Annotated in this window: 21 protein-coding genes; 20 read left to right on the forward strand and 1 reads right to left on the reverse strand. The window is 37.0% G+C overall.

What is annotated here, in order from left to right; all coding sequences use genetic code 11:
• Positions 1-3 precede the first annotated feature (3 nt).
• The 12 genes from dnaG to EHW90_RS05650 all read left to right on the forward strand — a co-directional run bounded on the left by dnaG (position 4) and on the right by EHW90_RS05650 (position 12,182).
• Entirely contained in the window at positions 4-1,743 is a 1,740-nt protein-coding gene (gene dnaG, locus EHW90_RS05600; protein ID WP_124951896.1) for a DNA primase, read from the forward strand.
• Positions 1,744-1,753: 10 nt separating this feature from the next.
• Positions 1,754-2,923, forward strand: coding sequence for an RNA polymerase sigma factor RpoD (gene rpoD / locus EHW90_RS05605; protein ID WP_124951898.1), 1,170 nt, complete (start codon positions 1,754-1,756; stop codon positions 2,921-2,923).
• An 8-nt stretch (positions 2,924-2,931) separates the two neighbouring features.
• Entirely contained in the window at positions 2,932-3,609 is a 678-nt protein-coding gene (locus EHW90_RS05610; protein WP_124951900.1) for a tRNA (adenine(22)-N(1))-methyltransferase, read from the forward strand.
• Positions 3,596-4,384: a Nif3-like dinuclear metal center hexameric protein gene (locus tag EHW90_RS05615; RefSeq protein WP_124951902.1), complete on the forward strand. Its 789-nt coding sequence runs from the start codon at positions 3,596-3,598 to the stop codon at positions 4,382-4,384. Before EHW90_RS05610 ends, EHW90_RS05615 begins: the two co-directional genes overlap by 14 nt.
• Positions 4,385-4,629: 245 nt before the next feature.
• The gene (locus EHW90_RS05620; protein WP_243113922.1) at positions 4,630-6,747 is read left to right on the forward strand and encodes a vWA domain-containing protein; all 2,118 of its coding nucleotides are present in this window, start codon (positions 4,630-4,632) and stop codon (positions 6,745-6,747) included.
• The gene (locus tag EHW90_RS13460; RefSeq protein ID WP_243113923.1) at positions 6,704-7,006 is read left to right on the forward strand and encodes a DUF7604 domain-containing protein; all 303 of its coding nucleotides are present in this window, start codon (positions 6,704-6,706) and stop codon (positions 7,004-7,006) included. The genes EHW90_RS05620 and EHW90_RS13460 overlap by 44 nt, the downstream gene beginning before the upstream one ends.
• Before the next feature lie 73 nt (positions 7,007-7,079).
• Positions 7,080-7,565: a signal peptidase I gene (gene lepB, locus EHW90_RS05625; protein ID WP_124951904.1), complete on the forward strand. Its 486-nt coding sequence runs from the start codon at positions 7,080-7,082 to the stop codon at positions 7,563-7,565.
• A complete protein-coding gene (locus EHW90_RS05630; protein WP_124951906.1) occupies positions 7,562-8,812 on the forward strand; it encodes a DUF7601 domain-containing protein in 1,251 nt (416 codons plus the stop codon). The genes lepB and EHW90_RS05630 overlap by 4 nt, the downstream gene beginning before the upstream one ends.
• 2 nt (positions 8,813-8,814) lie before the next feature.
• Complete coding sequence (gene srtB / locus EHW90_RS05635) at positions 8,815-9,552, forward strand: class B sortase (RefSeq protein WP_124951908.1); 738 nt, start codon at positions 8,815-8,817, stop codon at positions 9,550-9,552.
• 1 nt (position 9,553) lies between these two features.
• A complete protein-coding gene (locus tag EHW90_RS05640; protein ID WP_124951910.1) occupies positions 9,554-10,324 on the forward strand; it encodes a sortase B protein-sorting domain-containing protein in 771 nt (256 codons plus the stop codon).
• A 173-nt stretch (positions 10,325-10,497) separates the two neighbouring features.
• Entirely contained in the window at positions 10,498-11,175 is a 678-nt protein-coding gene (locus tag EHW90_RS05645) for a copper homeostasis protein CutC (RefSeq protein WP_009446183.1), read from the forward strand.
• Between the two features lie 173 nt (positions 11,176-11,348).
• Positions 11,349-12,182 carry a formate/nitrite transporter family protein gene (locus EHW90_RS05650; protein ID WP_124951912.1) on the forward strand — a complete coding sequence of 278 codons (834 nt, stop codon included), beginning with the start codon at positions 11,349-11,351 and terminating at the stop codon, positions 12,180-12,182.
• 24 nt (positions 12,183-12,206) lie between these two features.
• Here EHW90_RS05650 and EHW90_RS05655 read toward each other — a convergent pair whose 3' ends face one another.
• Complete coding sequence (locus EHW90_RS05655) at positions 12,207-13,226, reverse strand: LacI family DNA-binding transcriptional regulator (protein WP_124951914.1); 1,020 nt, start codon at positions 13,224-13,226, stop codon at positions 12,207-12,209.
• A gap of 271 nt (positions 13,227-13,497) precedes the next feature.
• On the opposite strand from EHW90_RS05655, the gene EHW90_RS05660 reads away from it, so the two are divergent.
• The 8 genes from EHW90_RS05660 (at position 13,498) to EHW90_RS05695 (ending at position 25,959) form a co-directional block, all read left to right on the forward strand.
• Positions 13,498-14,736 (forward strand): extracellular solute-binding protein, encoded by a 1,239-nt coding sequence (locus EHW90_RS05660; protein ID WP_124951916.1) that lies wholly within the window; start codon positions 13,498-13,500, stop codon positions 14,734-14,736.
• Positions 14,737-14,748: 12 nt separating this feature from the next.
• Complete coding sequence (locus EHW90_RS05665; protein ID WP_124951918.1) at positions 14,749-16,128, forward strand: carbohydrate ABC transporter permease; 1,380 nt, start codon at positions 14,749-14,751, stop codon at positions 16,126-16,128.
• Positions 16,129-16,130: 2 nt separating this feature from the next.
• Complete coding sequence (locus tag EHW90_RS05670) at positions 16,131-17,000, forward strand: sugar ABC transporter permease (protein ID WP_124951920.1); 870 nt, start codon at positions 16,131-16,133, stop codon at positions 16,998-17,000.
• A 2-nt stretch (positions 17,001-17,002) separates the two neighbouring features.
• On the forward strand, positions 17,003-18,946 hold the full coding sequence (gene pulA / locus EHW90_RS05675; RefSeq protein WP_124951922.1) for a type I pullulanase: 1,944 nt from the start codon (positions 17,003-17,005) through the stop codon (positions 18,944-18,946).
• On the forward strand, positions 18,946-20,700 hold the full coding sequence (locus EHW90_RS05680; RefSeq protein ID WP_124951924.1) for a glycoside hydrolase family 13 protein: 1,755 nt from the start codon (positions 18,946-18,948) through the stop codon (positions 20,698-20,700). Before pulA ends, EHW90_RS05680 begins: the two co-directional genes overlap by 1 nt.
• 21 nt (positions 20,701-20,721) lie before the next feature.
• Complete coding sequence (locus EHW90_RS05685; protein WP_124951926.1) at positions 20,722-22,980, forward strand: glycogen/starch/alpha-glucan phosphorylase; 2,259 nt, start codon at positions 20,722-20,724, stop codon at positions 22,978-22,980.
• Between the two features lie 10 nt (positions 22,981-22,990).
• Entirely contained in the window at positions 22,991-24,457 is a 1,467-nt protein-coding gene (malQ, locus tag EHW90_RS05690) for a 4-alpha-glucanotransferase (protein WP_124951928.1), read from the forward strand.
• Positions 24,458-24,594: 137 nt separating this feature from the next.
• Positions 24,595-25,959 (forward strand): AAA family ATPase, encoded by a 1,365-nt coding sequence (locus tag EHW90_RS05695; RefSeq protein WP_124951930.1) that lies wholly within the window; start codon positions 24,595-24,597, stop codon positions 25,957-25,959.
• The last annotated feature ends 1 nt before the right edge of the window (position 25,960 follow it).

Genomic DNA, 25,960 nt, shown 5'->3' on the forward strand with positions numbered 1-25,960 from the left:
GGCTTGTATTATTCAAATGATATAATAGATGAGGTCAGGTCCGCAAATGATATAGTGGATGTGATTTCAAGCTATGTGAAAATACAAAAAAAAGGTGCAAATTATATGGGGCTATGCCCCTTTCATTCAGAAAAGTCTCCTTCATTTTCGGTATCACCGAGTAAACAGCTTTTTCATTGCTTCGGTTGCGGTGTAGGAGGAGATGTAATCACATTTATCAGGCAGTATGAGAACTATTCGTTTGGCGAGGCGCTTTCACTGCTTGCAAAGAGAGCAAATATTGAACTGCCGCAGTTAAGTGACAGTGATAGAGCACAAAACGATGAAAAAAATATCATACTTGAAATAAACAAGACGGCAGCCAGATACTTCTATGATACTCTTTTTTCAAAAGACGGCAAGGAAGGGCTTGACTATTTTAACTTAAGGGGACTTGACGCTAAAGATATAACACATTTCGGACTTGGATTTTCAAAAAAGACTCCAAACGATTTATATAAATATCTGAAAGAGCAGGGCTACGATGATGCTATACTCAAAAAAAGCGGACTTATAAATATTGATGAGAGAGGTGCAAGAGACAGATTTTGGAACAGAGTAATGTTTCCTATAATAGATGCAAACTCCAGAGTAATAGGTTTTGGAGGAAGAGTGATAGGCGACGGACTTCCAAAGTATGTCAATTCACCTGAAACGATTGCATTTGATAAAAGCAGGAATCTGTACGGCTTGAATTTTGCAAAGAGAACAAAAAGAGACTTCTTTTTACTGTGTGAGGGATATATGGATGTTATAGCACTTCACAAGGGAGGTTTTGAAAACTCGGTTGCAAGTCTGGGTACCGCACTTACCCCACTTCATGTAAAGCTTTTATCAAGATATACAAAAAAAGTAGTACTTACATATGACTCTGACGGAGCCGGTATAAATGCCGCAAAAAGAGCAATTCCACTTTTAAAAGAAGAGAATATAAATGCAAAAGTACTCTCAATGGCACCGTACAAGGATCCGGATGAGTTTATCAAAAATCTTGGCAGTGAGGAATTTGAGAGGAGGATCGATGCCGCCGACAATGCGTTTCTTTGGGAAGTGGAAATACTGAAAAAAGACTATAATCTGAATGAACCGGATGAGAGAACAAACTTTTATAGAGAAGTTGCAAGGATGTTAAGTACATTCAGTGAGAAACTTGAACGAGAAAATTATACTCATGCGGTAGCAAACAGGCTGATGATTGACTACAAATCACTTTTTGATATGGTAAATTCCTACGGCTTTGCTTCAAACACATTGAAAAAAGAAGAACCGAAAGAGAAGAAAAAAACGGATGACGGATACACAAAGGCACAGGGACTGTTACTTACATGGATAGTTGAAGAAGTGGAACTTTTTGACAAGATAAGTGAATATGTTTCACCGATTCACTTTGGTGAAGGATTTTACAGAGATGTTGCAACAAGGATATTTGAAAAGATAAAACATGGAGATTTTAATTTTTCAAATATTTGTGACGACTATACAGATGATATAGAAAAGCAGAAACTGCTTTCAAAAATACTGAACACTAATCTTGGGACAAACCTCAGTGATGACGAGAAGAAGAAGGCAATCACTGAAAGTATACTAAAAATCAGACAGGCGAGCTTAGACGAGAAGAGTAAAAATGCAAAAGGAATTGAGGAGTTTCAAGAAATCATAAAAGAACAGGCGATTTTGAGAAAGCTTCGTGTGGATTTAGATTAGTGGAGGAAGTATGAGGGGGAAGAATATAGAAAATGAGTTTGAAAAAATACTCAAAAAAGATGTTGACGGAAAATTGACCACTTTGAAAATTCAAAGAATCTTCTCTGAAAATGATATCCCGAAAGAATACCTTCCGGAGTTTATAGAATTCCTTGAAAAAAAAGATATTACTGTAGAAGAAGAGGATGATAAGGAACCGACAGATTTTGACTGTGAGTCGGATCCTGAGGAGTATATACTTTTAAAGGATACTGAATTTGAAGATGAGTTTGACGAAGAAGATATCAAGGATCTGAAAGATATAGATTTGAATATTTTGGAAAGTTTGGATGACTATGTCGCAATAGAAGATCCTATAAAGATGTACCTGAAGGAAATCGGCAAAATACCTCTTCTAAGTGTGGATGAGGAGATGAATCTTGCAAAGAAAATTTGTGCTCCGGATGAGAATGTCAGAAAAGAAGCCAGAAAGAAAATGGCGGAGTCCAATCTCAGACTTGTAGTAAGTATTGCAAAAAGATATATGGGCAGAGGGATGCAGCTTTTGGACCTTATACAGGAGGGAAACCTGGGACTTTTGCGTGCTGTTGAAAAGTTTGACTATCAAAAAGGATTCAAATTTTCAACTTATGCCACATGGTGGATAAGACAGGCAATAACGAGATCTATTGCCGACCAGGCAAGGACTATAAGGATTCCGGTACATATGGTGGAAACTATCAACAGGCTTATAAAGATACAAAGAAAGCTTGTTCAGGAGCTTGGAAGAGAACCTAAGCCTATTGAGGTGGCTAAAGTCATGGGAATTCCTGTGGCTAAGGTTAGAGAAATAATGAGTTTTGCACTTGAGCCGGTATCTATGGAGACTCCTATAGGGGATGAGGATGATTCACACCTTGGAGATTTTTTACAGGACGCAAACGCCAAAATTCCTGTCAATTTTGCAATGGATGTGCTTTTACATGACCAGTTGATGGAGGTTATAAAGTCACTGACTGAAAGAGAACAAAAGGTCATACTCCTAAGATTCGGACTTGAGGACGGGAAGCCAAGAACACTTGAAGAGGTCGGAAAGGTCTTCGGTATCACAAGGGAGAGAATCAGACAGATAGAGGCAAAAGCACTCAGAAAGCTTCGCAATCCGTCAAAGGTAAAAAGATTAAAAGATTTTTTGGAATAGAGGATAAGATGAAGTTGTCAAAGAGGTTGCAGACTATTGCCGATTTTGTGAAAAAAGGTGCAGTAGTTGCAGATATAGGTACAGACCATGCACATATACCTATTTATCTTATAAAAAATAATATCATATCTAAAGCCTATGCCTGTGATATAAATGCAGGGCCGTTGGAAAAAGCAAAGGAAAATATAAATTACTACGGAGTAAAAAATATTGAACTCAGGCTTTCAAACGGCCTTGAAAAACTTAAAACAGATGAGGCTGATACATTTATTATAGCGGGTATGGGAGGAGAACTTATTATTGATATTTTAGATAGAGGACAAGGTTTCTTCGACAAGAAAAATACTTTTATACTTTCACCCCATACAAAAATAGAAGAAGTAAGAAATTACCTTTTAAGAAAAGGTCTTAAAATACTGAAAGAAGATATGTGTATTGACGAGGGCAAGTTCTATACCGTTATGGAAGCCGTATATATGGGTAAGACTTTTTCTTATACAAAGGGTGAACTGCTTTTTGGAAAATATCTGATTGATAATAAAAATCCTGTCCTTTTTGAGTATCTCAAAAAGGAAAAGCAAAAGTACTTAAGTATCATTTCAGCTGATGGCATAAATGATACAAGAAGAAGGGAACTTAAAGACAGACTTGACATAATTGAGGAGACAATAAATGAAATGCAGTGAGATTTTTGAATATTTAACTAAGCTATATCCTCTTGAGCTTGCTATGGACTGGGATAATTCAGGATTTTTACTTGGAAAAAGTGATAAAGAGGTAAGAAATGTCTTGGTAGTACTTGATATTACAAATGAAGTACTTGACTACGCCGGAGCAAAGAGTATTGATTTGATTGTGTCACATCACCCGATTATTTTTTCAGATATAAAGAGAATTACAGATGACACACTCCTTGGAAACTATATTTTAAAGATACTTAAAAATGATATTTCTGTGATTGCAATGCATACAAATTTTGATATTGCAAAGGGCGGCATGGCGGATATCTGCAGTGAGAGGCTTGGACTGAGCAATACCTGTGTATTTGAAATAACAAATATATGTGACGGAGAAGAGCTTGGTGTAGGTAAAATAGGCGACTTAAAAAAAGATATGTCACTTGATGAACTTATCGAACTTGTAAAGGCAAAGTTTAATTTGAAGCATGTAAGTGTCTTTGGAAGGGAAAATATAAACTCTAAAATAAGAAGAGTTGCAATAAGCCCGGGCTCAGGTAAGGGAATGTATAAGTACGCTATAAAAAGAGCGGATGTCCTTATAACAGGTGATATTACACATCATGAAGGACTTGATGCAGCCAATGACGGGGTCTGCATTATAGATGCAACACATTATGGACTTGAGCATCTTTTTGTAGAAAAAGTAAAATCAGATTTGATTAGGCTTAATAATATAGAGATTTTTGAGTATAAGAATACAAATCCGATTGAGATAGTGTAGGGTATGTAAAAATACTACCGTAAAAAATCCGGTAGTATTTTTAAATTTTTCTATTTAAAAATTTATAGACATATGTTATATTGGATACAATATAAATTGTTAGAGGGAGGTGAGTAGGAATTTTAAATTTTATATATAAACATTTCAAGAAGATCTTAGCGGTCTTTTTTGTATGTTTACTTGCTTACCTGTTTAAAGATACACTTGCAAATATAGCAACACCGTCAAACTCCGAGTTTAGGGATATGGTGATAACACCTGACGGCACAGTGGCAACACCGACAAATGCCGGAAGGTATGAGGTAAATCTTGACGGTATAAGTGTAATAGTCAGTGCACCTGAAGGAAGTTTTGACAGAGAAGTTTTTCTTAAGGCATCCAGAGTGGATGATAACGAAGATGTAAAGAGATTACTTTCAAAAAATTTAAATATTGATACGGATTCAAAAGAAACACTCACCGAGTCTGAAGATAAAGAAAGCGAAAATACCGAAGAAAATATAGATAATGTAGAAAACTCGGCTACCGAGGAGCCTTTTACAGATGAAGGAAGTTTAGACAGCGATGTGACTGAGGGTGAAGAATATGTAGACAGCACCATATCTTTAGATATTCATTTTGAAGATGAAAGCGGTAGTGAGGTGGAACCGCTAAAACAGGTGTATGTAAATATAAAGCTTGACAGCGGACTGATACCTAAAGGAATAAATCCTGAGGATGTGCAAATATATCATATAAAGGATGATGAGAGTATAAGTAAAGTAGATGATATTGCTCTTACCAAAGATAAGGATGATGACAGTATCACCACTAATTTCAGTACCGACAGCTTTTCAACATTTGCATTACATTGGGGATCGGCAAACAGCAGATTCTATGTAAATGTAAAATATGTCGATACAAACGGAAATGAGATAACCGCAGATCCGAGTAAGCTTGAACTGTTTAAAAACAATAATAACGGAGTATTCGGCAATGACAATGATAAAATAACCCCGAGAGAACTTGATACCGGCATTGTCGGTATGAGGTATAAATATGCCAGGGTTGTAATGTCAAACGGAACTGTAGTAAATAATGTACTGCAAATAGAAAGAGAAACAAGCCTTATAAAGGGACTCAGGTATACGGTGGACGGTACCAATTGGGTAGTATTTTCATCCACTGAAATGAGAAATCTTGAACTTGTATATGAGCCTGAAAGCAGGACTATTTCAAACCGAAGAATAAGGACTGATATAAGCAAAACTGTAGAAGATCCGGATAAGGACGGAATCTATGACCTTACACTTACAATAAATAATCAGACCGGAAGTACCTCAAACAGAACGAATATGGATGTACTGTTCTTACTTGATACTACAAGCAGTATGAGTGAGGGTATCTCAGGCAGCGGTACGGATCCTAAAATATCTTCAGTTTACAGTGTACTTAGAAACGTAATAAGAAATAATTATTTTGACAGCAGTAAATATAATGTTAACTATGCATTGGTAGGAATTGACAGTGATCCGCATCTTTATCAGAACTGGACAAGTAACGGAAATACACTTATAAGTAAAATTCCTGTAAGTCCGAATAATGTAAGCAGAATAAATTATGAAAAGGGATTTGTTAAGGCAAACGAGATTTTTAGAAACGGTAGAAGCGATGCGCAAAAGGTTCTTATCTTTATTACGGACGGAAACCCTACTTACTATACCAATCATAATACAGGTTGGAATGAAGGTCATGTAATTAACAGATACAGTACAATGGCGATGCTTCACGGACAGTTCGCATTGTATGCTATAGATTTGGACTATTTCTTTTCAATAGGTCTTGGAAATCAAGGAGATTATGATAAGCTCAAATTATTGACAAATTCAAATGACTCTGACAGTCCTGTAAGAGGATATAAGGGTATCACCCTGCCTACTCCGGGAGTGGAGGTAGGTGCAAGTCCATATTCGGCAGGAAGTAAAAATGATTTTTTAAACAGGATGAGGGAAATAGTCAATGTTTTAAAAAATCCGAGGGTGAGTAATGTTGTATTGGAGGATAAACTGAGTCAATATGCAATGATTGCCAAAGATCCTTCAGGTAATCCGTATCCGCTTGAGATAGAAGTGTTGGGACCGACAGGTATACATACCGGTAATTATATAGCTACAAATATGTACAGACTGTTTTCTACTCCGAGAAACAGCCTCGCCGATATTGTATCGTCATATAATGCTTCTACAAAGACTATAAGACTTGAGTTTCCGTATGCTTATACCTTGGAGACCGGGTATACATATATGATTAAGGCGAAGATACAGACTACACAGCAGGCAAATGCCATATACTCAAGTACAGGACATTTCCAAAAAAAACAGTAACGGAAGTGATGTGGTGGGAGACCCGGGAACAGGTTCAAAGTCATCAAATCAAAAAGGATTTTATTCAAACGATTTGGCCACACTTACATATAAATATAAGGACAAGGAAATAGTTGAGACGTTCAAAAAGCCTGTTATACAGCCATATATCAAACCTGTACCTACAGGGGTCTCATTCAAGATGACTTATGCTATAATATTCATATCAGCGTCAATTTTTTCTGTTCTAATATTCTTCTTTAGAAGAAAGAGAGATTAGTACATAAATAAAAATATAAAAAGATTGGAGGATTTTATATATAGAGGAAAAGGAAAAAATCAAAAAAAGAAGTATGGCGGAGCTGAAGTCTTTTATTTTAAGACTGATAACACTTGCTGTGATGATTTATGTACTGATATTCATTATATTCGGTGTAAGGATTTCACCGAATAATGAGATGTTGCCAAGAGTCAGAGCGGGAGATTTGCTGTTTTTCTATAGACTTGAAAATAAGTTCAAGTCGGGGGATGCCGTCTGTTATAAAGTAGACGGTGAAAAGTATGTTGGAAGAGTGGTAGGTGCTTCCGGAGACAGTATTGATATAGACGACAACGGAAATGTTATATTAAACGGGGCAGTACTGGTAGAGAATGATATCAAAGGCAGCACAGGAAAATACGACACAAATGTTACATATCCGATAGTGCTTGGAGAAAATGAATACTTTATACTTGCAGACAACAGAACACTTGCAAAGGACAGCAGGTATTTCGGAGTTATAAACAAGAAGAGTATTGAGGGTAAAATAATTATTGTTATAAGAAAGGATAATATATGATGTTAAAAAGAATTATGACTTTTGCGGCGGTGTCCGCCATGACAGTTGCATTGGCAGGCAGTGCCATGGCAGCAGAGACAACAAAGCAGTTAAAGCCTGCAACAGGTGTACCTAATAAGATTAAGTTCACCAAGGAAATGAAAATATACAATGTAGACGACACTACAGGCGGTAGTGCAAAGGCACCTGATGTAAAGTATACATATACTATCACAGGAAGTAACGGCGGTGGCGGAAAGACTCCTGTCAGCGGTACAGACGGCGGACTTACCGTTATTCCGGGAACAGCAATGCCTACCATTTCATCAGCCGAGTTCAGTCACAATGATACAATTACAAACCACCTTATTAAAAAAGATGTTACTGTAGACTTTACAGAGCAGTTCAACGAAGACGGTATTGACGATATAACTGTACCGGGTATCTACAGATATGAGATTACAGAGACAGGTGATTTTAACCTTACTGCAAGCCAGCATGACTATACAGGAGATGTGAGCCAGCTTACAGGAGGTAAGGAGAAGAGATATCTTGATGTATATGTAGGATACAATGCGGCAGGAAAGCTTGAAGTAAAGACAGCCGTTATGATGAAAAAGGATACTACAGTTACAGATAACTCAAAGACTACAGGTTATATTGATGATTTAAGCGGTGCGCTTACAACAGATAACAAGGATGATGTAAGTACATTCAAGACAAGAGATATTATCCTTCAAAAGGATGTTGCAGGTAACATGGGTTCTACGACAGAAGAGTTTAAGTTTACTATCGACCTCAGCAATATCGGTGTAGGTATGGACTATGCGGTATCTTCTACAAACGCTTCAAACCCTACATCTATCACCGGTGTTACAGCCAATACTTATTCTTTGACAAATGTTAAGTTAAAGAGCGGTCAGACTATAAAGATTTCAGGTCTTCCTTCTACAGCCAAGTACAAAGTTACTGAGGATGTGAGTGTTGTAGGACCTGCAGGATATAAGACAACTCACGGTATCAATGTTGCAAGAATTACAGCGCCTACATCTACCGCTCAGTATGCAAATGTGGCAGCTGTGACTGCAGTTACTCCTGTAAAGGCTGATGATACCGTTGCAGATACAATATTCTTCTTAAACTATCGTGATACACCTACACCTACAGGTGTTGTAATGAGCATTGCACCGTTTGCAATCATGATCGGAGCAGGCATCTTATTTATTCTTGTATTCTTTAGAAGAAGAAAAAGAGAAGAAGAGAACTAAGAATGAATGTTATAGGAAAATGTGCATACATAGGAAATAGGATTATAGATATAATCGTTATTCTTATGGCGGTGATAATGTTCTTATTCGGTGCATACTCACTCTATGATGTTTTCCATGTGTACAAAGGGGCATCTCTTTCAAGTGAAATATTAAAGAATGCCCCCGGTACCGCCGGAAATGAGAATGATGCCGTAAATGTGGAAGCATTATTTGAAAAATATCCGGATATGAGGGCGTGGCTGAACATCTTTGATACAAATATAAACTATCCGGTAGTTCAGGGTGTCGATGATGCCGAGTATCTGAATAAGGATATAGACGGCAACTTTTCACTTGCAGGGTCTATTTTCTTAAGCAGTCTGTGTGACGGTGCTTTAAATGAGCATTATTCCTTGGTTTATGGACATCATATTGATAACGGTTCCATGTTTGGAGATGTGGAAAAGTTTTTGGACAAGAAATTTTTTGATACACATATCAACGGAATTTTATATACCAGGAAAGAAATATACGATGTCAAGGTGTTTGCCGTAATGCATACGGATGCCTACAATGAGAAGCTTTATTTTCCTTATTTTGCCAATAATGATAAAGATGCTTTCTATAAGTATCTGAGTGAAAATGCGGTAAATATAAGAGATGTAGACAGGAATAATAAAGTCATTGCTATGTCCACATGTACAGAGTCCTATACTAACGGTAGAATCGTACTTTTTGGTGAACTGATAAGGAGATGATATGAAAAAAATCGTATTTTTCCTTTTGACACTGTATTTTATACTTGTGCCGAGGGACGCCTTGGCTGCAAATGTAAAATTGCCGATAAATATAAATGTATCGGGCTTAAATCCTATCTATTACAGATATGAGATAAATGTGAGCAGACTGGATTCTCATAACAATGTGGTTTCAAACAGTGTAATTCCTGTGTATTTGAGAAAAAACGCTACATTGACATATGATTTTGGAGAATTTGATGATGTAGGAGAGTATAAGTACAGTATATCGCTTGCAAATGCGGATAATGAGAAGTTCAACTTTGACAGAAAAAATTATATTGTACATATACAGGTGCTGACAAACGGAAGAAGTCTGTATACAAACACTTATCTTGAAGACCCGTTGGAACCAGCAAAGCCTGCATCAGTAGATTTTAATGTAAAATATCTTGTAGAAATAAAATATCCGAATCCTAATGATAAGGGATATAATGACGGCTCAAGCAGCAGAGACGAAATAAGACAAAAAAAGAATACGGAAAATAATAAAAATGAGACTAAGGAGAATGTCGCACCTACTATTGAGATTGACGAGCCTTACAATAAGCCTCCTATAAAGCCTTCGGATTCCAAGAATGCCGGAACAATTGTAAAGGTTGTAAAGAGAATGAAAAAGGCGATAGTAAAGACGGCGGATGAGAGCGGTATCGAGTTTTATATAACACTTTTTATTGTCTCACTATGTGTTTTCATATTATTGTTTTTTAGGAAAAGGAAAAACCACCTGTAAGCATAACTTTACCGGGTGGTTTTTTTGGCAAAAATCTTATTAGTATTTACGAATGCATAATTGTAGAATATAATAGACATAACAGGGGGAAGTTTTCCCAAAATGATAGTGTTATCCACCGTGGGATTATAGAGATTTTCGTGGTGGAGATAGAATTGAAATAAGGAGAGAACATGATTTTAGAGGCTTGTATTGAAAATGTTACTTATTTGAAAGATGTGATTCATGCAGGGGCAACAAGGATTGAGCTTTGTGACAATTTGGCAGTGGGCGGTACTACCGTAAGTATGGCGGTAAGAGACTATGCAAAGTTTATCTGCGACAGCAATGATGTTGAGCTGGCTGTTATGATAAGAGTCAGAGGTGGAGACTTTGTATATAACAATATAGAAAAATCCATTATGTACAACGATCTTAAAGAGATGGCCAAGCAGGGTGTAAAAAGAGCCGTTATAGGTGCCGTCACAGAGAGCGGTGAGCTTGATAAGGACTATATCAAGGAACTTATAGGTGCACCTAAGTTTTTCAGAAAAGAGATGAATTTTACTTTCCATATGGCATTTGATCGTATCGGTGAAGGACTTGAGACTGAAGAGGCTCTTGAAAAGAGACTTGAAGCTATAAAGACTTTGTCAAAGCTTGGAGTGGATACAATCCTTACACATGGAAGTGCCGAAAATAATGATATTTTCGATAATATAGACACTCTGAAAAAATATATCTCCTTTGCAAAGAAGTACAATGTGAATATAATGCCTGGCGGAGGAGTAACCTTTGAAAATGTAGATAAGCTGCTCAAAAAGCTTCCAAGCATTACCGCCGTACATGGCACAAGGATAGTAAAGCTGTAAAGTATACAGATACATAAAATAAATCAAGAAAAGACTCCGGGTGTGCGGAGTCTCTTTTGTTATGTTTATATTATCAAAATTTTTGTGATTTGTCCTTGACATAAAAGATTTTTTTTGTACAATATATGAAGTTATTTAAAAATATAACCGACAAAAAAGAAGAGGAGTGTATTATGAATTTTTCCAATACAACTGCTGAGGTTACTTCAAATCTCATAGCTGCCGGTGAGGCTAAAGTAAAGCGTCCGCTGCATAAGATGATTATCCTTGGAATATTTGCAGGTATGCTTATTGGTGCAGGTGCTATGGCAAGCAGTGTAGCTATGCACGATATTGCAAATGTAGGACTTGCAAGACTTGTTGCCGGACTTGTGTTCCCTATAGGCTTCGTTATGATGGTATTATTTGGCGGAGAGCTTTTCACAGGTGCCTGCCTTATGATTATGGGACTGTTAAAAGGAAAGTACAATGTTGCAAGCATGATAAGAGTGCTTATCACTATATTTATTTCAAACCTTATAGGTGGAATTATCCTTGCAATACTTGTTGCATACAGCGGACAGTTTAAGCTTGGTGACGGTGCAATGGGTGCTTTTACAATAAAGCTTGCACTTTCAAAGGCAAATATTTCATTCGGAAGTGCCTTTATCTCAGGTATACTTTGCAATTTCTTTGTATGTTTCGGCGTTGTTATGGCGGGACTTTCAAAGGATATCTCAGGTAAGGTTTTAGCCAGCTTTTTGCCTATAATGACTTTCGTTACCGGAGGATTTGAGCACTGTGTTGCAAATATGTTCTATATTCCTGCAGGTATCTTTGCGGCAGGCAATGCAAAGTTTGCTGAAGTCGCTATGACAAAGTACGGTATAACAGCTGAAAAGCTTGCTACACTCAACTGGCAGAATTTCTTTATAAAAAATGAACTTCCTGTTACTCTCGGAAATATTGTAGGCGGTATGCTCTTTATCGGAGTTGCACTGTTTATTTTATACGCAAGAGAAGACTGATAAAAAAAGCAACGATCTGTGATATTACAGATTGCTGCTTTTTTTTGTACGAACCGATGAGGTGGATTCTCTTATAATAAGTTTTGAATGTAATAAAAATGTGCTTATGGGTATATCATTTAACAGACTTGAAAGTGCAAAGAAACCGCTTTTTCCAAGTTCAATTCTATCCTGTATTACGGTGGTAAGTTTAGGTGAAGTGGAGGTTGCAATCGGTAAATCATCAAAACCTACAATACTTATATCTTCAGGCACTTTGTAGCCAAGCTGCTTACACTTTGTGACTGCCGCGGAAGCTATATTGTCATGGCTGCAGACAACTGCAGTTATACCTGATTCAAGAAATTTTGGAAGATATTTTTCTGTGCATTCTGAAATATAGTAAGAACATCCTATATTTTCAAAGTCTGTCACAAGTCCGTAGTGATGCATGGCACGCACAAAAGCGGAGTGTCTTGCCTTAAGCACATAAGAACCTAAAGAGCCGCTAAGATAAGCTATTTTTCTGTGGCCCAGACTTGTGAGGTGAGAGAGCATCAAATCCATACCTTCATCATTGTCAATACCTACATATGCTGTTGACGGATTTCCTGTTATATGGTTGTCAAAAAGTGCGGTAGGTGTTTTACTGTTATCAAAATCCTTCAGCCAGGGATCATTGAGTGAGAATCCAAGCACAAAGGAACCTACATAGTCGTGTTCAAGCATAAATATGTCATATGCCGTATTTTTTTGAAAAGCGGTATCAACAGCTACAGTTTCGACTTCAAAGCCTGCAGGCTCCGCAAGCTGGCGAAAGCCCATGATTATATCATATGCAAAATGATGGGGCTTTTCATACTCAATATTTTCTTTTTCGATTAAAACACAGATTTTTTTGACCGGTTTTTTATATCGTCTAAGCTTCGTATAATCCAGTGCAACCGCAGTTTCTAAAACTTGTTTACGTAATGCTTCACTAACATCAGGTGCGTCGTTTAATGCTTTTGACACAGTACTCTTGGAAATGCCAAGTTTGTCAGCAATATCCTGTATTGTTGTCATAATTTAATATCCTTTCACATAAAAGAGAATCACTTTTATACTATTATAAAGAATAAAATTGTAAAAAGCAACGAATAACATCACTATAAGGTATGTTTTAAATTATCTTTGAAAACCGAATAATGGATATTACATAAATACTTTAAAATATGTTGAACGTATTTTATGAAAACATGGAGAATACATGAAAATTGATTGACTAAAAATTAAAAAAGTTATATATTTACATTAACGAAACAATACGAAAATTCAATCAGGAGGTAGTAAGATTATGGGAAGAAGTCTTAAGAGATTTCTGGCAGGAATCATGGCTTTGACTCTTGGTGCCGGTCTTACAGGTTGTGGTAACAGTAAGAGTGCCGCCGGAGCTGAAAAGGTCAGACTGATGGTATGGTCACCGTCTGAAGACCAGTCGAAAGAAAGCGGTGAATGGCTTCAGACAATGTGCAAAAAATTTGCAAGTGAACATCCGGAGTGGGATATCACATTTGTCTACGGAGTTGCGGATGAGGCAACAGCTACAGACCAGGTGTCACAGGACCCGGATGCCAGTGCGGATGTGTTTATGTATGCAAACGATCATTTGACTAATCTTATAGATGCAAAAGCTATAGTAAAGTTTGGCGGAAAGTACAAAGAAGAAATCGAGTCGACAAATTCAAAAGAGCTTTTGAATTCACTGACAGTAAATAATGAAATCTACGGTGTTCCGTTTACAACAAATACATGGTATATGTTCTATGACAAGTCGGTATTTTCTGATGATGATGTGAAAAATCTTGATACAATGTTAAAAAAGGGTACGGTTTCTTTCCCGCTTGTCAATTCATGGTATCTCCCGGCATTCTATCTGGGAAACGGATGTACATTGTTCGGAAACGAAAACGACGAGTCAAAGGGTGTAGACTTTGGAGGAGACAAGGCTGTAGATGTTACAAACTACATTATAGACCTTGCCTCCAATCCGAACTTTAAAATTGATGCTGACGGTTCGGCACTTGCAGGACTTCGTGACGGCAGCGTGAGTGCAATGTTTACAGGTTCATGGGATGCCAATGCCATCAAAGAAGCACTTGGAGATAAGATGGGTGTTACTTCACTTCCTACATTTAATATAAATGGTGGACAAAAGCAGATGCTTGCATATGCAGGTTCAAAAGCAATAGGCGTAAATGCACACAGTGAACATATGGAGCAGGCGGTTGCACTTGCGGTATACCTTGGAAGTGAGGAAGCACAAAAATCTCACTATGAGCTTAGAAACGTTATCCCTTGTAATACCGAACTGCTCAAAGAGCCTGAGGTTGCGGCAGATGCGCTTGTTGAGGCACAGAATGATACTTTTAACAATACTTCAGTACTTCAGCCTTTTGTAGCGGCGATGAGTAACTGTTGGACTCCGGTTGAAAACATGGGTAAGGGAATCAGAAACAAGAGCGTGACACATGATAACGCCAAAGAACAGACAGAAGCGATGAATGCGGCAATGAACAGTAACGGATTAAATTAAGGGGTAAATGTTATGGGTTTATTAAAAAAAAGAGTTAATGAATTTCCGACTCCATACACTTGCACCAATGCAATAAAAGAGGGCGGATTATCAACGAAGCTTTCCATGATCCTGATGGGATTTGGAAATATAGTAAACGGACAGGTTATAAAAGGACTTATATATCTTTTTATAGAGATCGCATATCTTGTCTTTATGTTTGTAAACGGAATCGGCTTTATAGCGGGTCTTAAAACACTTGGAAGCGTAGAGCAGCAGGAAATATGGGATGAGGCAAAGCAGATTTATACCTATACAAAGGGTGACCAGTCCATACTTATATTGCTGTACGGTGTGGCCGCGATTTTAATTACCGTTCTTATGATAGTTATTTGGAGAGGTACATTAAAGAGTGCATACAAGGCTGAATGTCTTCGCAAAGAAGGTAAGCATGTAAATAACTTTTCAGAAGATTTGAAAACACTTTTAAATGAAAATTTGTATCGTCTGTTTATGACACCGCCTACAGCATTTGTATTTATATTTACAATACTTCCTTTAGTATTTATGATCTGTATGGCATTTACAAACTACAGCCGTATAGACAACCATTTAATGCTGTTTGATTGGGTGGGACTTGATAATTTCAAGACTTTGTTTGATTCAAAAAGTATTCTCGGAAGTACATTCTGGTCGGTGCTTGCATGGACAGTTATCTGGGCGTTCTTTGCAACATTCAGTAACTATATTTTCGGAATGATTTTATCACTCCTTATAAACAGAAAAGGAACAAGGGCAAAGGGATTTTGGAGATTTTGTTTCGTACTTTCATGTGCGGTTCCTATGTTCGTATCACTTCTTATAATGCGTACAATGTTACAGCCTGAAGGTGCGGTAAACGTACTTCTCAGAAACTTAGGTCTTATAGCAAGTGATAAGAGTCTTCCTTTCTTTACTGATCCTACATGGGCAAGAGTGACCGTTATTATAATAAATATCTGGGTAGGCGTACCGTATACCTTGCTTCAGCTTACAGGTGTATTGCAAAATATCCCTGAGGATCTTTATGAGGCTGCAAGAGTTGACGGAGCAAATGCAATACAGACATTTACAAAGATTACATTGCCTTACATGCTCTATGTTACAACACCTTATTTGATAGTTACATTTACAGGTAATATCAACAACTTCAATGTTATCTACCTCTTGTCGGGAGGAGATCCTGTTACAGACCTCTCTTCAACAGCAGGTAAGACAGACCTTTTGGTTACATGGCTTTATAAGTTGACAATTGACAAGCAGTATTACAATATCGGCGCGGTTATCGGTATTATGACATTTGTTATTTTGGCAATCGGTGCACTGTTCACATACAGAAACAGTAAATCATATAAGGAAGAGGGAGGATTCTAATTATGGCAAAGCAATTTCAGTCTGCAAAGAAAAATAGAATGATAAACAACACTATTGTACATATCGTTCTTGCTATATTGGCCGTTATTTGGCTTTTCCCTATATTCTGGGTAGTTTTAACAAGCTTCAGAGCGGAAAAGGGATCATATGTATCAACCTTCTTACCAAAGGCGTTTACACTTGACAACTATGCAAAGCTGTTTAGTGATACAACTATTTTGAACTTCCCGCAGATGTTTATGAACACCTTGTTTATCGCAATATGTTCATGTATATTGTCGGCATTTTATGTACTTGCAGTTTCATACTGCCTTTCAAGAATAAAGTTTAAACTCAGAAAGCCTTATATGAACATGGCAATGGTACTTGGACTCTTCCCGGGATTTATGTCAATGATTGCAGTATACTTTATATTAAAGGCAATGGGACTTACAGAAGGAAATCTTATCAAATTGGCACTTATTTTATGTTACTCCGGAGGTGCGGGGCTTGGATTCCAGATAGCAAAGGGATTTTTTGATACAATTCCTGCAGCGATAGATGAGGCGGCACTTTTGGACGGATGTACCAGATGGCAGATTTTTTATAAGATTACTTTACCGCTTAGTAAACCTATTATTGTATACACTGTCTTAACGTCATTTATGGGACCATGGCTTGACTTTATTTTTGCGAGAGTTATATGCAGAGCAAACTCTGACCAGTATACAATAGCCATAGGACTTTGGAAGATGCTTGAAAAAGAATATATCGACAGCTGGTACACAAGCTTTGCTGCCGGTGCAGTTCTTATTTCCATTCCGATTGCACTCTTATTCTTATTCATGCAGAAATACTATGTAGACGGCATTTCAGGTGCTGTTAAGGGATAATAATGGAAAATATAATTGAACTTAAAAAATATTACTCATCAAAGGAGTTTCTTGAAAACTATATTTATGAAGGAAACGACCTAGGTGTGGAATGTAATGAAAACGGGACCACATTCAAACTGTGGTCACCGGGTGCAAAGAGTGTATTACTAAATCTTTATGAAGCAGGAGACGGCTGTAAGGCTTATGAGCAGATTCCTATGGAAAAAGAGGATAAGGGAGTTTGGAGTTATCACTCAGATAAAGAGCTTCATAAGGTGTACTATGACTATTTGATAAAAAGAGACTCTAAAGAAGTCTTAAATGCGGACCCGTATGCAAAAGCCTCCGGAGTCAACGGTATCAGAAGTATGGCGGTAAACTTAAAAAAAACCGACCCTAAAGGATGGGAGAATGATAAGACACCGCAAAAGGATAAAGAAAGAGTTGTGTATGAGCTTCATGTAAAAGAATTTTCCTTTGACAAGTCGGGAGGTTTTCCTTTAGAGTATCGCGGAAAGTATAAGGCTTTTACCTGCAAGCACACAACATTAAATAATGACGGTATTCATCCTACAGGACTTGATTATCTGAAAGAACTCGGTGTGACACATATTCAAATAATGCCGATGTATGATTACGGCTCTGTGGATGAAACCAAGGACTCTGAGTTCAACTGGGGATATGACCCTGTCAACTACAATGTACCTGAGGGTTCGTATGCTACAGATGCATTTCACGGTGAGGTTCGTATCACAGAGATGAAGGAGATGATACAATCTATCCACGAAGCCGGGTTTGGCGTAATTATGGATGTGGTATATAATCATACTTACTCACTTGATTCATGGTTTCAAAGAACTCTGCCTTGGTATTTTTACAGAGCATTTAGTGACGGTAAGGTATCTGACGGTTCCGCCTGCGGCAATGATGTGGCAAGTGAGAGAGCCATGTGTTCAAAATATATTCTGGAGTCTGTACTTTACTGGGCAAGGGAGTATCATATTGACGGATTTCGCTTTGATTTGATGGGACTTCTTGATACTGATTTGATGAACAATATCAGAAAAGAACTTGATATCATATACGGTAAGGGCGAAAAGATAATCTACGGTGAACCTTGGTCTGCAACGGATACAGCCATAGAATATAATAAGAAAGTTGCCAACAAAGACAATATTGCTCTTTTAGATGAAAATATAGGAGCGTTTTGTGACAACACCAGAGATTCTATAAAGGGTTCCGCTCTCAGACCTAAAGAAGCCGGATTTGTAAACGGAGGCATGGAAAAAGAAGACGATATACTCTCAAGTGTAAGTGCATGGTGTGATCCTAAATACAACAAAGAGTTTGAAGGTGTGAAAGCACCGTCGCAGATAGTTTCATATGTTTCGGCACATGACAATCAGACACTTTGGGATAAACTAAGTGATACGGCCGGTAAAGATGAGGTAATGAGATTAAACAAGCTGGCAGCCGCAATTTATATGACTTGTCAGGGAACTTTGTTTTTCTTATCAGGTGAGGAGTTTGGCAGAACAAAGGGCGGACTTGACAACACCTACAATATGCCAATCTCAGTAAACAAACTTGACTGGGAACTTGCGTATAAGAATACTGACCTTGTCGACTACTATAAAGGCCTGATTGCACTTAGAAAAGAGATTTCGGGTCTTTGTGATAAATCCAAAAACAGCTATAAACATATCACCGATATGTGGAAACAAAAGCAGGTAGTAGGATTTAGTGTAAATAATGATAAGGATTCTTTATGGAGTCAGGTTAAAGTCATTTATAATGCTTCAAAGAAGGACTTTGAAGTTGAGTCTTTAGACGGAGATTTTGAAGTACTTTGTGACGGCAATAACAGTATGCTTTGGAAAAAGAATATAACTGCAAAGGCTCCTATAAAAGTAGGAAAACAAAGTGTATTGATACTTGGTAAGAAAAGAATAGAGGAGATATAATGGAATTTACCGGTGTATACCATAGAACATCAGAACAGATGAGTTATCCTATAGATGAGGACAGACTTATTATAAATTTAAAAACAGGATATGATGTTAAGCAGGTTTTTATCCACTATGGTGATCCGTTTGAAGCCGGAATACTTGGCGGAAGCGAGAAGTGGACCGGAAAAAGAGAAGAAATAGTATACAAAAAACGATTATCAAATCAGTTGTGGTGGACTACAACTCTTACTCCGATATATAAAAGATGTAAGTATTTCTTTGAACTGCATACAGATGACAGTGTCTGGTATTATTTTGAAGACGGATTTTTAACAGAAGAACAGTTCCATATGGACGGCAGGATGTTGCAGTGCTTCATTATGCCGTGGATGAATCCGTCGGATATAAATATTACACCTGCGTGGGTAAACGACACCATATGGTATCAGATATTTCCCGACAGATTTTGTAACGGCACTCCGGAGAAAAATACAGAAGATATTCTGCCTTGGAGAGATCATGGAAGTGTTACCAATTATGAGAAATTCGGCGGAAATTTGGAAGGAATCAAAAGCAAACTTGATTACCTTTATGACCTTGGAATAACAGGTATTTATCTGAATCCTATAATGGAGGCCGAATCAAATCATAAGTATGATACAACCGATTATACAAAGATAGATCCTTCTTTTGGAGACAGTGATACCATGAAGTCACTTTGCAAAGAAGCGCATGACAAGGGTATTCGTATCATGGTGGATGCGGTGTTTAATCATTGTGGGAGAAAATTTAAGCCATGGCTTGATGTGCTTGAAAAAGGTAAATCCTCAAAGTATGCGGAATGGTTTATGGTGGAAAACTGGGAAGATATTGCAAAAAGAGGTGATACAAGGGATAAAAGGTATTATACTTTCGCTTTTACGGACGGTATGCCGAAACTAAACACCAACAATGATGAGGTTATAGACTATTTTTGTAAAATCTGTGAAGATTGGATAAGAGAGTTTGATATAGACGGTATTCGTTTTGATGTGGGCAATGAGGTGTCACACAGGTTTTTAAAAAAGATAAGAGAACATCTAAAAGCTATAAAGCCTGATATATATCTGCTTGGAGAAATCTGGCATGATGCAATACAGTGGCTACAAGGTGATGAATATGATTCTGTGATGAATTATCCTCTGCTTAGCGGAATTCATGATTTTTTCCTTGATAAGACAATGAAAAAGCATGAGTTTGAGTACATGGTAAACCGCTGTTATACAATGTATATGCAGCAGAGTAATAATGTATTATTCAATCTGCTTGATTCGCATGACACGGAAAGACTTATAAACAGATTCCATGATTTGGATAAGTTTTATCAGCAGCTTGCAATTCTTTTTACCCTTCCGGGAAGTCCATGTATCTATTACGGTACGGAGATAGCCATGGAAGGTGCACATGATCCGGATTGCAGAAGATGTATGCCGTGGAGTGAGATTAACAGCAGTGAAAATGTAGAAAAGATTTCTACTATGAGAAGCCTTATAATGTTAAGGCGAAATGAGAAGATGTGCAGAAGTCCGTATTTCCACTTTCCACATAACTATGAAAATGAAAGATGTGTGGAATATATCAAAATTGATGAATATGGAAATAGGATGGAAGTTCTTATCAACGCTTCAGATGAGCCTATCAAAGTAACTTCGGGAAAAGATGTCTTATTTTCAAGAGAATTTGACGGGGAAACACTTGGAGCTAACGGAACTTTAATCCGCAGGATTTAATATAAAAAGGAGAATAAAGGTATGTCATTAGAAGAGATGTTAAAGAAAAAGCTTGGTAAGGAAATTGCGGCAGCTTCAGATGCGGAAATTTATACAGCACTTTTGAAAATTACAAAAGAGAAGATGGAAGGCATGGAGCATAATACAGGAAACAGAAAGCTCTACTATATTTCAGCGGAGTTCCTTATCGGAAAGCTTTTATCAAACAACCTTATAAATCTTGGTTTATTTGATGAAGTAAGAGATATTCTTGACAAGAATGGTCACAATATAACAGCCGTTGAAGAGGTCGAGCCGGAGCCTTCACTTGGAAACGGTGGTCTTGGACGTTTGGCTGCATGTTTCCTTGACTCTATCGCAACACTTGGATTAAATGGTGACGGTGTAGGATTAAACTATCACGACGGACTTTTCTTACAAAAGTTCATTGATAACAAGCAGTATGAGGATAAGAATCCTTGGATAACAGATAACAGCTGGCTTACAAGAACAGATGTAAGCTTTGAAGTTCCGTTCAAAGATTTTACATTAAAGTCAACTATGTACGATATAGATGTTCCGGGATATCATCAGAGCAAATGTAATAAATTACATCTTTTTGATATTGACAGTGTGGACGAGTCTATTATCAGAGACGGTATAAATTTTGATAAACATGACATCGGTAAGAACCTTACATTGTTCTTGTATCCGGATGACAGTGATGAGGCGGGACAGCTACTTAGAATCTATCAGCAGTACTTTATGGTAAGCAATGCGGCACAGTTAATTATAAGAGAGGCTGAAGGAAGAGGTGTAGATCTTTACAGACTTCATGAGCATGTATGTGTTCAGATCAATGATACTCACCCAACCATGGTTATTCCTGAGCTTATCCGTATCTTGACACAGCAAAAGGGCTTTAACATGGATACAGCCATCGATGTGGTAAGAAAGACCTGTGCTTATACCAATCATACAATACTTGCAGAGGCACTTGAGAAGTGGCCAATCAGCTATTTGGAGAAGGTAGTACCACAGTTATTGCCTATTATTTATGAGCTTGATGCAAGGGTAAGAAAAGAGTTTAGTGATGAGAGAGTGTATATAATAGACAATCAGAACCGTGTACATATGGCACATATTGATATTCACTTCGGATATGCAGTAAACGGTGTTGCAGCTCTACATACAGAGATTTTGAAAAACTCGGAGCTTAAGCCTTTCTATGATATCTATCCTGAGAAGTTCAACAATAAGACAAACGGTATTACATTCCGTAGATGGCTCATTCACTGCAATCATGAGCTTTCAGAGTATTTAAACGAGCTTATCGGACCTGAGTATATGGATAATGCTGAAAATCTTGAAAAGCTTTTGGCTTACAAGGACGACGAGAAGGTGTTAAAGAAGCTTAGAGAAATCAAAAAGGATGCCAAGATCGAGCTTAAGAAGTATTTAAAGCAGACTCAGAACATTGATATTGACGAGAACTCTGTATTTGATATTCAGATAAAGCGTCTGCATGAGTACAAGAGACAGCAGATGAATGCACTCTATGCTATTTACAAATATAAAGAGATCAAGAAGGGACATTTACCTAAGCGTCCGATTACTATGATCTTCGGAGCAAAGGCTGCACCTGCATATACTATTGCAAAGGATATAATTCATTTGATACTTTGCCTGCAGCAGTTGGTGGAGAATGATCCGTCTGTAAGTCCATACCTTAATATAGTTATGGTGGAAAACTACAATGTTACAAAGGCTGAAAAGCTTATCCCTGCTTGTGATATTTCCGAGCAGATCTCACTTGCATCAAAGGAAGCTTCAGGAACAGGAAATATGAAGTTTATGTTAAACGGTGCTGTAACACTTGGTACAGAGGACGGTGCCAATGTAGAGATTCATGAGCTTGTAGGCGATGACAATATCTATATCTTCGGTAAGAAGTCTGAAGATGTAATAAAGCTTTATGAAACAGCTTCATATCGTTCTGCCGATATCTATGATAACGACCCTGAGGTGGAGGAGTTGGTAGACTTCATTATCAGCAAAGAACTTATCCGTATCGGAGATCCGATGAATCTGTGCAGACTTTATAAGGAAATTGTAGGTAAAGACTGGTTTATGGCACTCCTTGATGTAAAGGATTATATAAAGACAAAAGAGCAGATGTTAAATGACTATGAGGACGAGATGTCTTGGTCAAAGAAGGCTCTTGTAAATATAGCAAAGGCAGGATTCTTCTCATCAGATAGAACTATTGCAGAGTACAATAAGGATATCTGGCATTTATAAGGAGTATTGAATGAAAAAAACAGGAATTTTAATGCCGGTTTCAGCTCTCCCTTCCACAACAGGCGTGGGAGAGCTTGGATGGGCTTCCTATCAGTGGATTGATATAATGAAGGAAAACGGGGTAAAGATCTGGCAAATTTTACCTTTAAACCCTGTCGGATTTGGAAACTCTCCTTATCAGCCATACTCCTCATGTGCAGGTGATGAGCTTTATATCAGTCTTGACTTACTTTTTGAAGCCGGATTGCTTGATAAGAAACCTGATAAATTTAGAGAAAATGCTAAAAGAGTTGATTATACAGCTGTAAGAGCTTTTAAAGAGAGTTACTTGAGAGAAGCCTTTGAAAAGTTTGTAGCCGGAGACGGACAAAAAGATCCTGCATATGTAGACTTTATGTCACAGGATTGGGTATATACCTATGGCGTATTTCGTGCTCTAAAGCTTGACAACAATGGTGATTGCTGGAATGATTGGAAGGCTGATTACAAGAATTGGTCAGGAGATAAGAGTGTACTTTCTGAGAATGTAGAAAAAGAAGCAAGATACCAATGCTTTATTCAATATATTTTCTATACTCAGTGGATGGCTGTAAAAAAATATGCCAATGAAGCAGGCATTGAAGTCATGGGTGATGTGCCTTTCTATGTCGGACTTGATTCTGTAGATGTATGGTCAGGTAAGGATAATTTCTTACTTGATACCGACGGAAGACCTATATTTATCGCCGGAGTTCCCCCTGATTATTTCAGTGCTACAGGACAAAGATGGGGAAATCCTATCTATGACTGGGACTACTTAAAGAAAAACAAATATAAGTTCTGGGTAGATAGAATAGGATATAGCAATAAATTGTTTGATATCATTCGTATCGACCACTTTAGAGCATTTGATACTTTCTGGAAGATACCGGCTTCATGCCCTACCGCTATTGACGGAGAGTGGATTGAGGCTCCGGGATATGAAGTGATAGATACCTTAAATAAGGAACTGCCGGGTGTAAATCTTGTTGCTGAGGATTTGGGAGAATTGCGTCCTGAGGTATTGGAGCTGAAGGATCACTATCACCTAAAGGGAATGAGAATTCTTCTATTCTCTATCAATACAAAAGGAAAGTATGCAAGAGATATATCAAATGATATAGAGAATGTTATTTTCTATACAGGAACTCATGACAATGATACTCTAATGCAGTGGTATGACGGTTTGACTGTAGCTGCAAAGAGAAAGGTCAGAGAGTTTTTAAAGAAGCAGGGTATAAAGGCAGGCAATATAAAGGACAGACTTTTGACATATGTGCTAAAGAGCAAGGCAGAGTATGCCATTATACCTTTGGCGGATATAATAGGACTTGGTAAAGAAGGTCATATCAATACACCTGGAACAGTCGGAAGCCCGAACTGGGAATGGCATATGGTAGATTTTAACAAGGCCAAGGAAGAACTGGCAAGATATAAAAATTTGATAATGAACAGATAATAGAAAGTGTCAAGACTCTTTAAAGTTGAAGGGTTTTGACACTTTTTTAATAATCTACATCATAAAAATAAAAATACATAATGTATTTATTTTTACAAAATATTATGTTATTCTAATAATGTAGGAGGTTATAAAGTATGAAGGATAGATTTTTATTAAATTATAGAGTAAGCGGTATTAAGAATTTAACAGATGAGGTATCTCTTTCTTTTTATAAAAAGACCATAACTGCTCCTATACATACTGAAGAGTATAATATAAAAGGTATATATGGGGTAAACGGTTCAGGAAAATCTGCTATTTTAGAATCTGTGAACATAATGAGAAGCCTTATGACTGATAGCAATTATTTAAATGATCCAATGGTACAAAAAAATTTAAATGAAATAATAAACAAGAAGATAAGTAGGCTGTCGATAAGTGCAGATTTTTTAGTAAAAGATTTTTTTTTAAATGGTAGTAAAAACATATATTTATTCAGATATAATATAAACCTGATAAAGAATGCAGCGGAAAGATATATTATTGATGAAGAAAAGCTGTTATATAAAAGAGCTACATCCAGGAAAGATGTATTGGATACTTTGATTCATATAAAGGATGGTGAAGTTATTGAAATATACAATGAAGAAGATGATTTAAAGGAATATTTTATAAAGAAAACAATGAATCTGCTTTCAAACTCTTCTGCACTAGCATCATATCTGGAAGTAATGTCAAATTCAGATAAATTTAAAAACAGACTGGTCAGTTCTCTTGGAATGTGTATTTTAGCATTGAATATAGTTGCAGAAAATATATATATTTATATGGATCAATCTGATAATCATATAAATTATTTTTTGGGTGATATATTATTAGGGGAAAAAGAATTAGATTTTACCACAATAATAAATCAGGCGAAAAGATTAAATGCAAACAGGCTAAATATATTCCATACTAATTTTGATACGGTAGAGAAGAATGCTTATAGTAAATATGAGAGTATTGTCAAAAGATTATGTAATTTTATAAAAATATTTAAACCTGAACTGTCCGGTATTGATATTGACAGAAAAGAAAATGGAGATATGTATGTATGTAGCTTAAATATGGTCTATGATAATTATTCTATCAGTACAGAATTTGAAAGTACAGGAATTAAAAAACTCATAAAATTGTTTATATACTTAGATATTATGACAAAGGGTGGAATAGTATTTATAGATGAATTGGATTCAAATCTCCATGATGTATATTTATGTGCGTTGCTTGAGTATTTGATGGATTTTGGAAGAGGTCAGTTATGTTTTACAACACATAATGTAGGTCCGATGGATATATTAAAAAAACACAAGAAATCTATTGATTTTCTGTCGGTTGACAATAAAATATATTCATGGACAAGCAATGGAAATTACTCACCGTCAAAGTTATACAGAACCGGAATGATTGAGGGGTCACCATTCAATATTGATTCAATCGATTTTATTGGTATATTTGATACTGATGAGGAGGATTAGT

Source organism: Lachnoanaerobaculum orale (genome assembly GCF_003862485.1).
In the GTDB taxonomy this organism is placed as follows: domain Bacteria; phylum Bacillota; class Clostridia; order Lachnospirales; family Lachnospiraceae; genus Lachnoanaerobaculum; species Lachnoanaerobaculum orale.

Excerpts from the sequence above, each read along its gene's own strand:
- rpoD (WP_124951898.1), top strand. The coding sequence starts at position 1,754 with ATGAGGGGGAAGAATATAGAAAATGAGTTTGAAAAAATACTCAAAAAA.
- EHW90_RS05610 (WP_124951900.1), top strand. The coding sequence starts at position 2,932 with ATGAAGTTGTCAAAGAGGTTGCAGACTATTGCCGATTTTGTGAAAAAA.
- EHW90_RS05615 (WP_124951902.1), top strand. The coding sequence starts at position 3,596 with ATGAAATGCAGTGAGATTTTTGAATATTTAACTAAGCTATATCCTCTT.
- EHW90_RS05620 (WP_243113922.1), top strand. The coding sequence starts at position 4,630 with ATGGTGATAACACCTGACGGCACAGTGGCAACACCGACAAATGCCGGA.
- EHW90_RS13460 (WP_243113923.1), top strand. The coding sequence starts at position 6,704 with ATGCCATATACTCAAGTACAGGACATTTCCAAAAAAAACAGTAACGGA.
- lepB (WP_124951904.1), top strand. The coding sequence starts at position 7,080 with ATGGCGGAGCTGAAGTCTTTTATTTTAAGACTGATAACACTTGCTGTG.
- EHW90_RS05630 (WP_124951906.1), top strand. The coding sequence starts at position 7,562 with ATGATGTTAAAAAGAATTATGACTTTTGCGGCGGTGTCCGCCATGACA.
- srtB (WP_124951908.1), top strand. The coding sequence starts at position 8,815 with ATGAATGTTATAGGAAAATGTGCATACATAGGAAATAGGATTATAGAT.
- EHW90_RS05640 (WP_124951910.1), top strand. The coding sequence starts at position 9,554 with ATGAAAAAAATCGTATTTTTCCTTTTGACACTGTATTTTATACTTGTG.
- EHW90_RS05645 (WP_009446183.1), top strand. The coding sequence starts at position 10,498 with ATGATTTTAGAGGCTTGTATTGAAAATGTTACTTATTTGAAAGATGTG.
- EHW90_RS05650 (WP_124951912.1), top strand. The coding sequence starts at position 11,349 with ATGAATTTTTCCAATACAACTGCTGAGGTTACTTCAAATCTCATAGCT.
- EHW90_RS05655 (WP_124951914.1), bottom strand. The coding sequence starts at position 13,226 with ATGACAACAATACAGGATATTGCTGACAAACTTGGCATTTCCAAGAGT.
- EHW90_RS05660 (WP_124951916.1), top strand. The coding sequence starts at position 13,498 with ATGGGAAGAAGTCTTAAGAGATTTCTGGCAGGAATCATGGCTTTGACT.
- EHW90_RS05665 (WP_124951918.1), top strand. The coding sequence starts at position 14,749 with ATGGGTTTATTAAAAAAAAGAGTTAATGAATTTCCGACTCCATACACT.
- EHW90_RS05670 (WP_124951920.1), top strand. The coding sequence starts at position 16,131 with ATGGCAAAGCAATTTCAGTCTGCAAAGAAAAATAGAATGATAAACAAC.
- pulA (WP_124951922.1), top strand. The coding sequence starts at position 17,003 with ATGGAAAATATAATTGAACTTAAAAAATATTACTCATCAAAGGAGTTT.
- EHW90_RS05680 (WP_124951924.1), top strand. The coding sequence starts at position 18,946 with ATGGAATTTACCGGTGTATACCATAGAACATCAGAACAGATGAGTTAT.
- EHW90_RS05685 (WP_124951926.1), top strand. The coding sequence starts at position 20,722 with ATGTCATTAGAAGAGATGTTAAAGAAAAAGCTTGGTAAGGAAATTGCG.
- malQ (WP_124951928.1), top strand. The coding sequence starts at position 22,991 with ATGAAAAAAACAGGAATTTTAATGCCGGTTTCAGCTCTCCCTTCCACA.
- EHW90_RS05695 (WP_124951930.1), top strand. The coding sequence starts at position 24,595 with ATGAAGGATAGATTTTTATTAAATTATAGAGTAAGCGGTATTAAGAAT.